The sequence below is a fragment of the Nocardioides sp. genome (genome assembly GCA_037045645.1).
Lineage (GTDB): Bacteria > Actinomycetota > Actinomycetes > Propionibacteriales > Nocardioidaceae > Nocardioides.
In genome coordinates this window covers 221,558-237,153 of the sequence record JBAOIH010000010.1, presented here as the reverse complement: position 1 = coordinate 237,153, position 15,596 = coordinate 221,558, and the positions used below count along the sequence as shown (strand labels likewise).

At 66.9% G+C, this 15,596-nt stretch carries 12 protein-coding genes, 1 tRNA gene and 1 pseudogene; 2 read left to right on the top strand and 12 right to left on the bottom strand.

What is annotated here, in order from left to right; translation table 11 throughout:
- Nucleotides 1–224, bottom strand: a 224-nt coding sequence (locus V9G04_18020; GenBank protein ID MEI2715134.1) for a family 1 glycosylhydrolase, incomplete at its 3' end; no start/stop codon positions are given.
- A gap of 298 nt (nt 225–522) precedes the next feature.
- Between V9G04_18020 and V9G04_18015 the strand changes: the two genes are divergently transcribed.
- On the top strand, nt 523–831 hold the full coding sequence (locus V9G04_18015; GenBank protein MEI2715133.1) for a hypothetical protein: 309 nt from the start codon (nt 523–525) through the stop codon (nt 829–831).
- On the opposite strand, the gene V9G04_18010 is transcribed toward V9G04_18015, so the two are convergent.
- The 3 genes and pseudogenes from V9G04_18010 to V9G04_18000 form a co-directional block, all read right to left on the bottom strand.
- Complete coding sequence (locus tag V9G04_18010; GenBank protein MEI2715132.1) at nt 818–979, bottom strand: family 1 glycosylhydrolase; 162 nt, start codon at nt 977–979, stop codon at nt 818–820. The genes V9G04_18015 and V9G04_18010 overlap by 14 nt on opposite strands.
- A gap of 231 nt (nt 980–1,210) precedes the next feature.
- Nucleotides 1,211–2,089, bottom strand: coding sequence for an aldehyde dehydrogenase family protein (locus V9G04_18005; protein ID MEI2715131.1), 879 nt, complete (start codon nt 2,087–2,089; stop codon nt 1,211–1,213).
- Between the two features lie 106 nt (nt 2,090–2,195).
- Nucleotides 2,196–2,663, bottom strand: a pseudogene (locus V9G04_18000) (aldehyde dehydrogenase family protein).
- Nucleotides 2,664–2,958: 295 nt separating this feature from the next.
- On the opposite strand from V9G04_18000, the gene V9G04_17995 reads away from it, so the two are divergent.
- Nucleotides 2,959–5,049 carry an elongation factor G-like protein EF-G2 gene (locus V9G04_17995; GenBank protein MEI2715130.1) on the top strand — a complete coding sequence of 697 codons (2,091 nt, stop codon included), beginning with the start codon at nt 2,959–2,961 and terminating at the stop codon, nt 5,047–5,049.
- 12 nt (nt 5,050–5,061) lie between these two features.
- On the opposite strand, the gene V9G04_17990 is transcribed toward V9G04_17995, so the two are convergent.
- The 8 genes from V9G04_17990 to gyrB form a co-directional block, all read right to left on the bottom strand.
- Nucleotides 5,062–6,156, bottom strand: coding sequence for a hypothetical protein (locus V9G04_17990; GenBank protein MEI2715129.1), 1,095 nt, complete (start codon nt 6,154–6,156; stop codon nt 5,062–5,064).
- On the bottom strand, nt 6,153–6,989 hold the full coding sequence (locus tag V9G04_17985; GenBank protein MEI2715128.1) for a vWA domain-containing protein: 837 nt from the start codon (nt 6,987–6,989) through the stop codon (nt 6,153–6,155). The genes V9G04_17990 and V9G04_17985 overlap by 4 nt, the downstream gene beginning before the upstream one ends.
- A complete protein-coding gene (locus V9G04_17980; protein MEI2715127.1) occupies nt 6,986–7,345 on the bottom strand; it encodes a hypothetical protein in 360 nt (119 codons plus the stop codon). Before V9G04_17980 ends, V9G04_17985 begins: the two co-directional genes overlap by 4 nt.
- On the bottom strand, nt 7,342–9,498 hold the full coding sequence (locus tag V9G04_17975; protein MEI2715126.1) for a hypothetical protein: 2,157 nt from the start codon (nt 9,496–9,498) through the stop codon (nt 7,342–7,344). Before V9G04_17975 ends, V9G04_17980 begins: the two co-directional genes overlap by 4 nt.
- A 96-nt stretch (nt 9,499–9,594) precedes the next feature.
- Nucleotides 9,595–9,671, bottom strand: a tRNA-Ile gene (locus V9G04_17970).
- A 98-nt stretch (nt 9,672–9,769) separates the two neighbouring features.
- Complete coding sequence (locus V9G04_17965; GenBank protein MEI2715125.1) at nt 9,770–10,231, bottom strand: DUF3566 domain-containing protein; 462 nt, start codon at nt 10,229–10,231, stop codon at nt 9,770–9,772.
- A gap of 57 nt (nt 10,232–10,288) precedes the next feature.
- The gene (gene gyrA, locus V9G04_17960; GenBank protein MEI2715124.1) at nt 10,289–13,105 is read right to left on the bottom strand and encodes a DNA gyrase subunit A; all 2,817 of its coding nucleotides are present in this window, start codon (nt 13,103–13,105) and stop codon (nt 10,289–10,291) included.
- Between the two features lie 290 nt (nt 13,106–13,395).
- Entirely contained in the window at nt 13,396–15,447 is a 2,052-nt protein-coding gene (gene gyrB, locus V9G04_17955) for a DNA topoisomerase (ATP-hydrolyzing) subunit B (protein ID MEI2715123.1), read from the bottom strand.
- Between the last annotated feature and the right edge of the window lie 149 nt (nt 15,448–15,596).

The window sequence follows — 15,596 nt, the reverse complement described above, 5'->3', positions numbered from 1 at the left end:
TCGATGCGCGGCTGGTCGGCGACGACGCCGTCGGCGTCGGGCCCCGTGCCGTACGAGCACCCGCTCTCGGCGACGTGGATCGGCGGGAGTGCCGCGCGATAGCGAGCCCGCAGCAGGATCAGTAGTTCGCGCAATCCGTCCGGCACAACCGGCCAGCCGAAGTCGGTGGTGTCGCAGTAGCCGACGACGTCGACCTGTTCGAACGGCAGTCTCGGCGCCCTCACCACCCCGCCGCGATGCGCATCGGGTTGTAGTAGTTCACGCCGTAGAAGTCGAGCGGCTGGCGGATCGTGGCCAGGTCGCCGGGTCGGACGAACTCGTCCAGCAGCGGCGCCAGGTCGAACGGGATAACGGCCCAACAACAGCGGCTCGGCGAAGAGTCCCCGAGTTGTAGAGCGCATCGAAGAGTTTGGAGGTGCCTACATCCTCGGGTGCATCACTCGCCGGCCAGATCGGTGCGTGGTTGTCGGCGCACCCGATCGAAGAGGCTCCGGCAGCGCGCAGCGCGAGAGCGGCCCGACCGTGACCGAGCAGCAGGTGGTGCGCCACGGGCACGGCATCGAAGGGCGGCTTGCGACCCGGCGCGTGCTGGCCCAGGGCGTACCCCGCAACATCATCACCATGTTGGGGCTCGCTGACCGGCACCCAGTGCTCGACCCGATCGGCGAAACGTTCGCCCACGATCGCGGCGTACTCGGCAAAGCGCTCGACGGTGTCGCGGTTGAGCCAGCCACCCTGATCTTCCAGAGCCTGCGGGAGGTCCCGAGTGGAAGAGCGGCGACCATCGGCTTGATCTCGGCTGCGACCAACTCGTCGATCAGCCGGTCGTAGGAAATCCAGCCCCTCGGCGTTGGCAGGCCCGCTGGCCGTCCGGCTGGATCCGCGGCCAGGCGATCGAGAGGCGATAGCCTGCTCGGGTGCCGAGGTCGCGCATCAGCGCGACATCTTCGGCGAAGCGGTGATAGTGGTCGCAGGTCACGGGCGCCGCTCGATCCATCGATCACCCGGCCGGGCTCGCTGGCGAAGGCGTCCCAGACGCTAACGCCGCGCCCGTTCTCGCGTACGGCACCTTCGATCCTGGTAGGCGGCCGTGCTGGTGCCCCAGCGGAAATCGTTCAGGGAATCTGGGGGTGTCACTCACCGGCTCACCTTATGCGTGCACCGCGCTCGGCTGGCGGACCCTCTGCCCGCGAACTACACCGGCAGCGAACTACACCGGCAGCGCGACGTACGTCGTGTCGAGGTATTCCTCGATCCCCTCGAAGCCGCCCTCGCGACCGAAACCGCTGTGCTTGACTCCACCGAACGGCGCCGCTGCGTTGGAGACGATGCCGGTGTTGATGCCGACCATGCCGAACTGCAACTCCTCCGACAGCCGGATCGTGCGCGTCATGTCACGGGTGAAGACATAGGCGACCAGGCCGTACTCGGTGTCGTTGGCGCGGCGTACGGCCTCGGCCTCGTCGGTGAAAGTGGTGATCGGCGCGACCGGACCGAAGATCTCCTCCTTGTTGATCTCGGCCTCTGCCGGCACACCCACCAGGACCGTCGGCGCGTAGAAACTGCCGTTCTTGAGGGACTCGTCATCGGGTACGCCACCACCGGTCACCACGCGGGCGCCGTCATGGATGGCGTCGGTGACCAGTTGCGAGACCGACTCGACCGCGCGAGAGTCGATCAGCGGACCGACCTGGACACCCTCGTCTTGGCCACGCCCGACCTTGAGGGCACCCATCTTGGCCGCCAACTTCTCGGCGAACTCGGACGCCACCGACTCGTGGGCCAGGAACCGGTTGGCGGCCGTACACGCCTCGCCCATGTTGCGCATCTTGGCCAGCATCGCGCCTTCGACGGCCGCGTCGACGTCGGCATCCTCGAAGACCAGGAACGGCGCGTTGCCGCCAAGCTCCATGCTCATCCGCTGCAACTCACCGGCCGATTGCGCGACGAGCAGCTTCCCCACCGGCGTGGAGCCGGTGAAGCTCACCTTGCGCAGGCGGCTGTCGGCCATCAGCGTCTTGCTGAGCGCACCGGAGTTGTGAGTGGTCACGACGTTGAGTACGCCCGGGGGCAGCCCCGCCTCGGTCATCGTCTCGGCCAGCTTCAGCGTCGTCAGGGGGGTGAAGCTCGGCGGGCTTGACCACCATCGTGCATCCCGCGGCGACGGCCGGGCCGATCTTGCGCGTGCCCATCGCGAGCGGGAAGTTCCACGGCAGCAGGAAGAGACACGGGCCGACGGGCTTCTTCATCGTCAGCAACCGGGTGCCACCGGCCGGGTTGTGCATCCAGGTGCCGGAGATGCGTACGGCCTCCTCGGCGAACCAGCGGAAGAACTCTGCGGCGTACGCGACCTCGCCCTTCGCCTCGGCGACCGGCTTGCCCATCTCCAGGCTCATCAGCTCGGCGTAGTCGTCGGCGTCGCGCTGCAACAACTCGAAGGCCCGGCGCAGGATCTCGCTGCGCTCGCGAGGAGCCGTACGACGCCAGTCGTCCTGCACCGCGACCGCGGCGTCCAGCGCATCGAGGGCGTCGCCCTCGTCGCCATCGGAGACCTCCGCGAGCACGCTGCCATCGGCGGGGTCATAGACCTTGAACCGGGCACCTGATTCGGCCTCGCGCCAGTGGCCGTTGATGAACAGGTCGCGTCGTACATCCAGCGTCATAGGGCCACTGTGTCACCACCTGACACCCACGCGCATCCCGATCCCCGCGGCGCGAATTCTCGAACAGGAAAACTTGTCCCAATCGCCTGACGCAGAGCCGCAACGGTGCCACAGTTGCCCCGTCGGGGGGTGAACCCTGACGCCAGTGGCGGGCCCTTGCTGACCCCATGCATCGAGGGCCTGCCACGCCCGTCTCCGGCTGCGTCTGCCGCTGCCCCTCCGGCTGCCGGCGATGTTGCGCAACAGACACGCGTACCTCTTGCTTTCGCCACTCCCGAGGAGAAGTTTGGGAGCCATGGCAGACAAGAGTGCACAGCGCAGACAACCCGGCCAGGACCTGTCGGTCTCCTCCCCCGATCAGATCCGCAACGTGGTGCTCGTCGGACCGGCCGGTTCGGGAAAGACCACCCTCATCGAGACCCTCCTGGTCTCCGCGGGTGCGCTTCCCCGGGCCGGTTCGGTGCTTGACGGCACGACCGTGTGCGACTTCGAGGACGCCGAACACGCCCACCAGAGGTCGCTGTCGGTCGCGGTCGCGCCGGTCGTGCACCAGGGCGTCAAGATCAACTTCCTCGACACCCCCGGCTACGCCGACTTCGTCGGTGAACTTCGCGCCGGGCTGCGGGCCGCGGACTGCGCCCTGTTCGTGATCGCCGCAAACGAGCAGGTCGACGCGGCGACCCGGGCCATCTGGCGCGAATGCGCCGACGTGTCCATGCCGCGTGCCGTCGTGATCACCAAACTCGACCAGCAGCGAGCGGACTACGACACCGTGCTGCTGGAGGCACAGGACGCCTTCGGCGACAAGGTGCTGCCATCGCACGTCCCAGTACGCGACGGTGACGAGGTCACGGCCTTGGCCAATCTGCTCTCTCCTGGTGACGACGAGGATCTGCGGGGGCAATTCATCGAAGGCGTGATCGAGGAGTCGGCCGACGAGACGCTCATGGATCGCTATCTCGGTGGCGAGGAGATCGACGAGAAGGTGCTGCTGAGCGACCTGGAGACGGCCGTCGCGCGCGCCACGTTCCACCCGGTCATCCCGGTCTGCTCGATGACGGGTGTGGGCACGACCGAGTTGCTCGACCTGGTCGTACGCGCGTTCCCGCATCCGGCCGCACATCCGATGCCGGCGGCCTTCACGCCGTCGGGCGCGGCTGGTCCGGCCTTGGCATGTGATCCGGCCGGGCCACTGGTGGCGGAGGTCGTCAAGACGACCAGCGATCCGTACGTCGGCCGGATCTCCTTGGTGCGCGTCTTCTCGGGCACGCTGACCGCGGATTCGACACTGCATGTCAGCGGACACTTCTCGTCCTTCTTCGGGACCCACGCACAGGCCGATCACGACGAGGACACCCGCATCGGCGCGCTGTCGTACCCGTTCGGTCGCCACCAGGAGCCGGCCGAATCCGTGGTCGCGGGCGACCTCTGCTCGATCGCGCGACTCACCGTGGCAGAGACCGGCGACACGTTGTCGTCGCCGGAGCAGCCGGTCGTACTCAAGCCCTGGACGATGCCCGAGGCGCTGCTGCCGACGGCGATCGTGGCGCGGTCGAAGGCGGACGAGGACAAGATGTCGACGGCGTTGTCCCGGGTCGTGGCCGAAGACCCGTCGCTGCGGATCGAGCACAACGCCGAGACCCACCAGATCGTGCTGTGGTCGCTGGGCGAATCCCACCTCGACGTCACGTTGGAACGCCTGTCGACCCGCTATGGCGTGTCGGTCGACCAGGAGCCCTATCTGGTGTCGTTGCGCGAGACCTTCGCGTCGCCTGCGTCCGGGCACGGACGGCACGTCAAGCAGTCGGGCGGGCACGGCCAGTTCGCCGTGTGCGACGTGACGGTGGAGCCGTTGCCCGCGGGGTCCGGCTTCGAGTTCGTCGACAAGGTCGTCGGTGGCGCGGTCCCGCGCAACTACATCCCGTCGGTCGAGAAGGGGATCGTCGCCCAGATGGCGCGCGGAGTCCGGGCCGGGTATCCGGTGGTGGACCTGCGCGTCACGCTGACCGACGGCAAGGCGCATGCGGTCGACTCCTCCGACATGGCCTTCCAGACGGCCGGGGCGTTGGCGCTGCGCGAGGCCGCGGCGGCCACCTCGGTGACGTTGCTGGAGCCGTACGACACCGTGTCCGTGCTGGTGCCCGACGACCTGGTCGGTCACGTGATGAGCGACCTGTCGGCGCGCCGAGGGCGTCTGCTCGGCACGGACAACCTGGGGACCGATCTGACCGAGATCAAGGCAGAAGTGCCACAGACCGAACTGGTGCGGTATGCGATCGACCTACGTTCCTCCACGCACGGCGCGGGGACGTTCACGCGGTCGTTCGCGCACTATGAGCCGATGCCCGAGGAACTCGCCAAGGGGGTCGCGCCGCGGGTGGGGTGAGTCTGGAGTCGACTAGCCGATGGGCAGCGGTCTGATCACCGTGGTCTCGCCGTCACCTGCTGGAGGTGGCGGCGTCGGCGCCCACAAGACCACGAGGGTCATGTCGTCATTCTGGATCGTGCCGGCGCGACGAGCTTCGCCGATCCGCTCGGTGATCGCCGCCCCGTCTCGACTCAACAGCAGCTGCCACACGGGAGCGCCGGCCTCGTGGGCAGCGAGTGCCCAGTGACCGAGTTCGTCACTCATCAGCAACCAGCAATCACCTGAACGCATGCGCCCCTCGATGGAGCGCAGGGGCGGCGGGTCCTGCGCCCCGCTCCGCAGCAGTTCGGGGGCGAACTCGAAGCCTCCGCTGGCGGCGATCGGGAAACTGGTCAACAGTTCGAGGGCGCCGACCCCGGGCCGCAGGTGCACGACGATCGAATCGCCCACCGCCACCGCACGCCAACGTGGGCCTGACTCGGACTCCATGAGCGTGACACCCACGAATGTCGCGTGGGATTCGAGCCCGTTGGCAGAATCACCCCACCAGCCCTCCACGTTCTCGGCCTCGGGAAAAGAGGCGACGACCCGACCGAGCCACGCCTCCACCGCTGTGTTGTCAGCAGGTGGCGGCGCGGCTACGAAACTGTCGCACAGGTGTCGAGACCACTCACCTGCCCGGAACGAACTGGACGCGCCGTCGCTGACCGCCGCCCAACGCCCCGCCCTGTCGATCGCGGCCGCGTCGTCGTTTTCGTCAGGCGCCGAGCCTTCCTTGGCCACGGTGAAGCGCCACGCCCCGCGTGCTTCGGGCTGCGGCTCGTACGGCGACGGGGCCGGCTGCCGATCGACCCGTGGTGGCCGTGCCGCTATCGGGACCTGCGCACTCTGCGTCACCTCTGCACGAGCGAGACTCCTGACCGACGCGGGGCGGCCGGGCGCCCGCACCAGCGTGCCGGCCAACAAGGCTCCGGCACCGGCCCCAACCATCGAGAGCACCAGGAAGGCCCAGGGGTGGCGCTGTACCGCGTCGCTGAGGTTGGCGGCACCGAGCAGCAGGAGCAGCCAGATCGTCAGGGAAGCGACCCACCCGACACTGGTGCGACGACTTGCGGCCGGGTTCATCCGATACGTCCGATGCTGGTGCCAACGTTGAGGAACTGAGCCAGCGACTTCAGGTCCGCGTTATAGGCGAAACCTCGCGATCCTGGCTGCACCGCAAGGCCATGAGCACGCGCCGCATCCACCATCTTGGGGGGCAACTGCGAACTCATCGAGAAGAGCCTGTGCGCATTCACGGTCTCCAGATCGTCCGTCGTCGAAGGGAACACCACCGGCCGGTGTTGGAACTGAGAGATGTGGACGTTGAAGAAGAGCACTTCTCCATCCGTCGTCCGCAGGCTTCGCAACCGATCAGCCCACACGCCTGGATCGCCGTCCGTGGGCTGCCCGTCGCTGAGGTTGATCACGATCGGGGGGAACGCGGTCGGATGCTGAGTGACCCAGGTATGGCACACGCGACCCGCATAGTCGAGTGCCGCACACATCGGTGTGCCGCCGCCGTGCTTGGGTTCGATCCAGACCGGCATATTCACCATCGCGCCGGTGCTGGCATTGCGCTGTTTGCCGATGCGCAGCGGGGATTGCGCCAACACCGTCGTGGAGTACGGGCCGGTCGGATGCTGCGGAATCCGCAGGGCAGTGCCGACCCGGGCCTCTGTTCCGGATCCCCCTTGATAGCCGACCACCTCGACGAAGAAGTACGGCCGGGGTGGCTCGCGCGGTGTCTTCACACACCGCAGCACCAGTTCATAGAGCAGGCTGTTGAGTTGCTCGGCCACCACGGAGGCTTTCGGGTCGTTGGTCCCCGCGATGCCCATCTTCATCGAGTCCGACTGATCGACGAGGATCACGATCAGTGCGGGATTGGCTCGGTCGATGCGCTGCTCGTGGCTCATTGGGGTGCTCCTGGTGCGGCCGGTTCGCCGCCGTGGGTGTTCGTGACCGTGGCCTGGCCGGCTTCCTTGCTCGGCACAGGCGCGTGGCCGCCTTGCTCCGCGTCCGGCGTCGTCATGTCCGTCGCGGTGCTCGTCGACCGGAACGGGCCGAAGAACAACGAGGGGGTGGCGGTGGGGGTCGCCGTCGGCGCTGCTGCGGTCACCGTCACGGTCACCGGACCAGCGGACGGCGCCGGTTTCCTCGGCGCTGGGACGGTCGGACTGTTGCCGAGGACTACAACGCCGACGATCCCGACCAGGAGCGAAACCGCAGCACCGACAGCGGCACCCAGGACTCGTACGAGCACCCCCATCACACACCTGCCTTGGTGCGAATGCGCAGGTAGGTGTCGGCGACTCGGATCACGTCTCCGTCGTGAAGCTGGACCGACTCGCCCACCGATCGGGTCACGCCGTTCAGCTCGATCGGGCGCTGGGGATTCAGGGTGAGGCCTGCTGCACCGGCCGACAGATAGGCCCACGGCATGTCCCCAGTGCCTTCGACGCGGACCCGGTGGGCACCAACGCCGCCGAGGTCGATGACTTCGCGGTCCACCACCACCTCGTGTCCTGCCCCGGGGCCCTCGATCAGGTCGACCCAGAACCGTCGGGTCACCCGGTCGGCGAGGCCGATCGCCAGACCGATGACGACGCACGCCAGGAAAATCGCCACCGAGAGAAAGGCCGACGGCGTCATGTCCAGCCCATAACGCTGGTCCAACCTGGAATAGATCATGAAGGGCCGGACAGCCGCGTGCAGGGCACCTCCCAGCGCTCCACCGACGAGTCCCCCGATCACGCCGGCTGCGACAGCGCGACCACTGCGACGCAACAGGCCCACGACCACGCCAATGCCGACGGCCTCGAGAACCCACGCCGACAGCACGGCCATCGCGGGTGCCACCACGGGTTGGAAGTCGGTATCACTCCCACTCCGGCTCACCAGGTAGAACACCAGCGCGGACAGCAACGAGACCGGGATCGACAACGCGGCTGCGCCGGCGCCCTGACGTACGCTGGCCGCAAGGTCACCACGGATCACGACGCCAGCACCGGCAAGCGCCCCAGCCAGGGCCATGCCGACCACCACGAGAAAGACGCCGCCCGCCGACGATGACCCTCCGAGGATCGCCCACACCAGCACCTGGAGCACACACACGACCAGTCCGGCCACGAGGCCGGCGGTCGCGCCGACAACGGGCGCGCTCCACACCACTCTCTGACCGGCGCCGAACCGAGCGGGGTCACTGCCCGGCCGACCAGCATCCCCGTAGTCCCGAGTCCCTGTCTCTCTTGCGCCCGGTGAACCGGCGACCGCGCCGTCGTCCCACCACTGGTCGGCAGCGGCCGGGGTAGCGGCGGGAGTCGGAATCGAGTACGCCAGCGCGGTTGCGGCAGTGGCTTCGGTGGGCGTGGCGTCTGTCCACCAGTCCGCCTCCGGGTTCACCGGCGGCGCAGAGTGTGCTGAGCCGTTGCTGCCTGGCGCCGGCGCGAGCACGGTCGCCGCCTCGCCGGCAGACACTGCGCCGAACGCCGCGTGATCTTGCTGCTCCGAGATCGGCAGCACCACCGTGCTGGTCTGGGGTTCACCGTGGATCGCGGTCAAGACCTGCGGCAACGTCGGTGGCCTGCTGGCGCCGCAGAACTCCTCGAGTTGGGACGCGAGACGTCGTACGTCCTGATCAGGGCTCTGCGCCAGAGCGCGCCAGACATCCGTGTTTGCCGGCTGCTCGAAGTCGGCCTGCGTAAGGATCAGATTCTCGCCATTGTGGAAACGCCACAGCCCCGGATCGACGGCGAGCGCGCGCAAGGACAGATAGCCGACGAGCAGGCTGAACGCATCCACGTCGGGTCCCCAGTCAGCCTTCGACCGCTTCGGATGCTGGAAGTTGGGATGCCCGGTCTCGGTCGGAGCGGTCGTCACACCAGGTGCATAGAAGCCGTCGAGATCGACAAGGCGGAAGACGCCTGACTCATCCACCAGAACATTGCCGCACTGGAGATCACCGTGAGCGGCTCCCTCAGCGGCAAGGTTCGCTCCCACGGCGAGCCATTCGTCGGCGTACGCCATCAGTCGCGCCGGGTCCTCGACGGCGTCGCCTACCGCGTCGTTGAGGGGAAGTCCCGGCGCCCATGGCATCAAGACCGCGGGCCAGCGGGCCCCCGAGACTTCGAGCCCGTAGTCGACCCAACGCACCGGTGCCACGCGAGGCAACGGTGCGGTCGAGAGGAACTCATCGATCTGGCGATACCGGTTGGCCGCATCGGGAGGCAGGTGGGTGAAGCAGCGCAGCGCGACCGGCCCCGAGTCGTGCTCGAGTTCGAAAACGATCGCGTTCTGACCGGTCGCGGACGCGGGCATGCCCAAGATCTCGGTCGCGAGGAACAACCACCCCTCATGCTCACCCGCGTCGTACACCCGCACGATCCGCTCCGACTGCACCGCCGCCAGCGTCTGAGCCTCACGCAAGAACCGATTGCGGTACGACCCGTCGAGCGTAGACGCTGGATTGCCTGCTGAGGGTCGAGTTCCCCTGATCGGGGGAGGCCGCTGCCATGAAAGAGATGGTGGGCCTAACAGGACTTGAACCTGTGACCTCTTCCTTATCAGGGAAGCGCTCTAACCGTCTGAGCTATAGGCCCGCTGGCGCTCTCATGGGATCCACGAGGACGACCGAGGAGTGAGGTTACCGGACCCGGCACGGGGCGACGAAATCGGCCGCCCTGTGACTCAACTCCGATCAGTTCTCCTCGGCCAGGGTGACCTCGATGCCACCGAGCAAGGCCGCAGCCATGTTGTAGATGAACGCGGCCAGCGTGGCGATCGCGGTCAGCAGGATCACGTCAATCACCGACACCAGCAAGGTGAAGCCGATGACCCGCGAGGTGCCGACATACTGCGTGATGTCGAAGGTCGAGTTGGACCCCAAGACGTTGCCGATCGTGGCGTTGATCGAGTCCCACAGGCCGGTCGCGCCGAGCACCGACCAGACCACCAACACCGACATCACCGTGACGACACCGAAGGCGATCGACAGCAGAAACGCCGTCTTCATCACCGACCAGGGGTCGACCCGGGTGAGCCGCAGCCGGGCCCGGCGCGCACTGCGGCGACGGCGCAACGACGACTCGCGAGCAGGGCCTTCCGCCGTCGTGACGCCACCCTCGACAGGAGCCTCACGATTGGCTTTGAAGTCCTCCATCGCCTGCGAAAGCTTTCGACTGCATGCGCTGGCCGAAGCCTGGGGCCTGATCGCTCATCAGGAGTCATCCTCCGCATCGGTGCTCGCCTGGTCGGTCGGCTGGGTGGTGTCGTCGATTGTTGCACCCGCCGCCACCTCGGGCGATTCAGCGGCCGAGGTCGCGACAGACTCAACCGCCTCTTCATCCTCCTTGGCCTCCACCGAGCGCGCCACGACCGCGACAGAGTCACCCGACTTGGGCGTCACGAACTTCACGCCCATCGTGGAGCGGCCCGTGGGCCGGAAGTCGGCGTTGATCGGGCTGCGTACGACCTGTCCACCCGTGGTGATCGACATGACCTCGTCGCCGTCCTCAACGATGAACGCGCCGACCAGACCGCCGCGCTCCTCGTTCTCCAGCGCCATCGCCTTGATGCCCACGCCGCCGCGGTTGGTGGTGCGGTATTCGGTGATCCGCGAACGCTTCGCGAAACCGCCGTCGGTGATGGTGAAGACGTATTGGGGGTTGACGCCGAAGGTGGGTGGCGTGGTTTCGAGACGGGCTGCGCCCTCCTCAACCACCGAGTCGGGCGTGGTTTCGAGACGGGCTGCGCCCTCCTCAACCACCGAGTCGGGTGTGGTTTCGAGACGGCCGCCTTCGGCAGCCTCCTCAACCAGCGATTCGGGCGTACTGCCTTCTTCGGCAGCCACCTGGGCGGCGCGGATCACCGACATCGACAACACGGAGTCACGGTCCGTACGGAACTTCATCCCGGTCACGCCAGAGGTGGCGCGACCCATCGGGCGCAACTGGGAGTCGTCGGCCTTGAACCGGATCGCCTGGCCCTTGCGCGAGACCAACAAGATGTCGTCCTCGGCGTTGACCAACTCGGCCCCGATCAACTCGTCGTCGTCCTCGCGGAAGTTGATCGCGATGACACCGGCCTGACGCGGAGAGTTGTAGTCGCCCAGCCGGGTCTTCTTCACCAGACCACTCTTGGTCGCCAGCACCAGATAGGGCGCCTGCTCATAGTCGCGGATCGCCAACACCTGGGCGATCTGCTCATCGGGCTGGAAGCTGAGCAGGCCAGCCACATGGCCGCCCTTCGCGTCACGCGACGCCTCGGGCAGGTTGTAGGCCTTGGTCCGATAGACCCGCCCTGCCGTGGTGAAGAACAGCAGCCAGTGGTGGTTGGTGGTGGCGATGAAGTGCTGCACCACATCGTCCCCGCGCAGGGTTGCCCCGCGTACGCCCTTCCCGCCGCGACGCTGAAGTCGGTACTGCGCGCGCTGGGTGCGCTTGGCGTACCCACCCCGCGTGATCGACACGACCAGCTCCTCGTCGGGGATCAGATCCTCCATCGAGAGGTCGCCGTCGGCGGCGATGATCTGCGTACGCCGGTCGTCACCGAACTTGTCGACGATTGCGGCGAGTTCCTCCGAGACGATCGAGCGCTGGCGCGCCTCGTTGGCCAGGATGTCCTCGAGGTCGGCGATGATCGCTTCGAGCTCGTCGAGGCGGTCGATGATCTTCTGTCGCTCGGTCTGCGCGAGGCGGCGCAACTGCATGTCGAGGATGAAGTTGGCCTGCAACTCGTCGATGTCGAGCAACTGCATCAAGCCGGTGCGGGCGTCGTCGGTGGTCGCCGACGCGCGGATCAGCGCGATCACCTCGTCGAGCGCGTCGAGTGCCTTGACCAGACCGCGGTAGAGGTGCGCGGTCTTCTCGGCCTCGGCGAGGCGGAAGCGCGTACGCCGCTGGATGACCTCGATCTGGTGCGTGACCCAGTTGGAGATGAACTGGTCGATCGTCAGCGTGCGCGGCACCCCGTCGACCAGCGCCAGCATGTTGGCGCTGAAGTTGGTCTGGAGCTCGGTGTGCTTGAACAGGTTGTTCAGTACGACGCGGGCGACCGCGTCGCGCTTGAGTACGACCACCAACTGCTGGCCGGTGCGCGAGGACGTGTTGTCCTTGACATCGGCGATGCCCTGGACCTTGCCGGAGTCGGCGAGTTCGGCGATCTTCAGCGCCAGATTGTCCGGGTTGACCAGGTAGGGCAGCTGAGTGATGACGAGTTGTACGCGGCCCTTCGCGTCCTCGTCGATCTCGACCACGGCCCGCTGTTGGATCGAGCCGCGACCGGTGCGGTAGGCCTCCTCGATACCCGCGCGGCCCACGATCAGTGCGCCCATCGGGAAGTCGGGACCCTTGATCCGCTCGATCAACGCGTCTTGGAGTTCCTCACGCGTGGCGTCGGGGTGTTCCAACGCCCACTGCGCACCGGACGCGACCTCGCGCAGGTTGTGCGGCGGGATGTTGGTCGCCATGCCGACGGCGATGCCCGCGCTGCCGTTGACCAGCAGGTTGGGGAAGCGCGCGGGGAGGATCGTCGGCTCTTCGCTGCGGCCGTCGTAGTTGGGCTGGAAGTTGACCGTGTCCTCGTCGATGTCGCGGACCATCTCCATGGCCAGCGGCGCCATCCGGCACTCGGTGTATCGCATCGCCGCCGCCGGGTCGTTGCCCGCCGAGCCGAAGTTGCCCTGGCCGTGGATCAGCGGTGAGCGCAGCACCCACGGCTGCGCGAGGCGAACCATGGTGTCGTAGATCGCCGAGTCGCCGTGCGGGTGATATTGACCCATCACGTCACCGACCACGCGGCTGCACTTGCTGAAGCCGCGGTCGGGGCGGTAGCCCCCGTCGTACATCGCATAGAGGATGCGGCGGTGTACCGGCTTGAGCCCGTCGCGTACGTCCGGCAGCGCGCGCCCGACGATCACCGTCATCGCATAGTCGATGTACGACTGCTGCATCACCGTCTGGAGTGCGACTGGCTGGACGCGTACGTCGGTGCCGTCGCCGTCGCCGGTGCCCCCGCTGTTGTCGGGGTTCTCGATCGGGGTGTCAGTCACGATTGATCTTTCTGGTCGTGTCTAGGAAATCTTGGATACTTGCGGATAGTTCTTCAGCGAGTGTGGTTTCGAGACGGCGGCTATGCCGCCTCCTCAACCACCGGTGCTCGGTCCCCGGTGGTGGAGGAGCGGACCCCGGTGGTTGAGGAGCGAGCGAAGCGAGCGTCTCGAAACCACGACTCCCCGGTGGTGGAGGAGCGGCCCCCAGTGGTTGAGGAGCGGTCCCCGGTGGTTGAGGAGCGAGCGAAGCGAGCGTCTCGAAACCATCGAAACCATCAGATGTCCAAGAACCGCACGTCTTTGGCGTTCCTCTGGATGAACGAGCGGCGCTGCTCGACGTCCTCGCCCATCAGGATCGAGAAGATCTCGTCGGCCTGGGCGGCATCCTCCAGGGTAACCTGCTTCATCAGGCGCGCCTCGGGATCCATGGTGGTCTCCCACAACTCGTCGGCGTTCATCTCACCCAGACCCTTATAACGCTGGACCGGGTTCTCCTTCGGCAGTTTCTTGCCCTGCTCCAACCCGTCCTTCATCAGCGCGTCACGTTCGGCGTCGGAATAGACGAACTCGTGCTCGGCCGGCTTGTTCCAGCGCAACCGATACAGCGGCGGCATCGCCATGTAGACGTACCCGTGCTCGATCAGCGGCTTCATGAACCGGAACAGCAGCGTCAGCAACAACGTGTTGATGTGGTGACCGTCGACGTCGGCGTCGGCCATCAGCACAACCTTGTGGTAGCGCAGCTTCTCGACGCTGAACTCTTCGTGTACGCCGGTGCCGAGCGCGGAGATGATCGCCTGGACCTCGGTGTTGGCCAGCACCTTGTCGATGCGCGCCTTCTCGACGTTGAGAATCTTGCCGCGGATCGGGAGGATCGCCTGGATCCGCGGGTCGCGGCCCTGCTTGGCCGAGCCACCCGCGGAGTCGCCCTCCACGATGAAGACCTCGCACTCGACCGGGTTGGTCGACTGGCAGTCGGCCAACTTGCCCGGCAGACCGCCGCCGCCGAGCAGACCCTTGCGGTTGCGGGCCAGGTCGCGCGCCTTGCGCGCCGCGATCCGAGCGGTCGCGGCGGCCTGGGCCTTGCGGATGATGTCCTTGCCCTCGCTGGGGTTCTGCTCCAGCCAAGCGCCGAGTTGGTCGTTGACCAGGCGTTGGACGAAGCCCTTGGCCTCGGTGTTGCCGAGCTTCTCCTTGGTCTGCCCCTCGAACTGGGGGTTGCCGAGCTTGATCGACACGATCGCGGTCAGGCCCTCGCGGATGTCCTCACCAGACAGCCGGTCCTCGCGCTTCTTGATCATCCCCCACTCCTCACCCCAGTTGTTGATCTGGGAGGTGAGTGCGGCCCGGAAGCCCTCTTCGTGGGTGCCGCCCTCGTGGGTGTTGATCGCGTTGGCGAAGGTGTGGACCGACTCGACGTACGAGGTGTTCCACTGCATCGCGACCTCAAGGCTCATGTCGCCCTTGTCGTCAGTGCCCTCGGCTTCGAGCGAGATGATCGAGTTGGTGATCTTGTCCTTGCGACGGTTGAGGTGCTCGACATAGTCGACCAGGCCGCGGTCGTACTTGAAGACCTGCTGCAACCCGCCCTGCTCGCCGCGCTTGATCGCGTCGTGGCCGGCGCTGTCGATGCTCGCGTCGACGGTCGGGTCCTCGACGGCCTCGACGATCTCGTCGGCTTGCGGGCGCTGGTCGCGTACGACGATCTCCAAGCCCTTGTTGAGGAACGCCATCTCGCGGATGCGAGACGTGATCGTCTCCAGGCTGTAGATCGTGGTCTCGAAGATGTCGGGCGAGGCGTACCACGTCACCGCCGTGCCGGTCTCCTCGCCGTCCTCCAGCGGACGTACCTGCTCCAACGGCCCGACCGGGTCGCCGAGTGCGAACTCCTGACGCCACAGGTGATCGCGGTTCTTCACCTCCACGACCAACTTGCTCGACAGCGCGTTGACGACCGAGACGCCCACGCCGTGCAGACCGCCGGAGACCTTGTATCCGCCGCCACCGAACTTGCCGCCGGCGTGCAACACGGTCAGCGCCAGCGTGACCGCCGGCAACTCCTGACCGGGCGCCGTGCCGGTCGGGATGCCGCGACCGTTGTCCTCGACGCGTACGCCACCGTCGGCTTGCAGGGTGAGGATGATGCGGTCGGCATAGCCGGCCATCCGCTCGTCGACGGAGTTGTCGACGATCTCCCAGACCATGTGGTGCAGGCCTCGCTCACCGGTCGAACCGATGTACATCCCTGGCCGCTTGCGGACCGCTTCGAGTCCTTCGAGGACCTGGATGGCTGAGGCGTCGTATTCATTGGTGACCCGTTCGGACACGCGTCGCCCTCTCTAGAGATTCAGTGTGGCGCCCGAGGAGGCCACGACATGGAGAAGGTCGCGAAACCCGGGCTCAGCCACCTTGATGGCTGCGGCGCTGGGGATGGCGACCGAAGTGCCTAGTTTAGCGGTCTGAGCGCCGGATTCCA

Coding starts and splice junctions, on each gene's coding strand:
- V9G04_17990 (MEI2715129.1), bottom strand. CDS start 6,156: ATGAACCCGGCCGCAAGTCGTCGCACCAGTGTCGGGTGGGTCGCTTCC.
- V9G04_17965 (MEI2715125.1), bottom strand. CDS start 10,231: ATGGAGGACTTCAAAGCCAATCGTGAGGCTCCTGTCGAGGGTGGCGTC.
- V9G04_17985 (MEI2715128.1), bottom strand. CDS start 6,989: ATGAGCCACGAGCAGCGCATCGACCGAGCCAATCCCGCACTGATCGTG.
- V9G04_17995 (MEI2715130.1), top strand. CDS start 2,959: ATGGCAGACAAGAGTGCACAGCGCAGACAACCCGGCCAGGACCTGTCG.
- V9G04_18005 (MEI2715131.1), bottom strand. CDS start 2,089: ATGACCGAGGCGGGGCTGCCCCCGGGCGTACTCAACGTCGTGACCACT.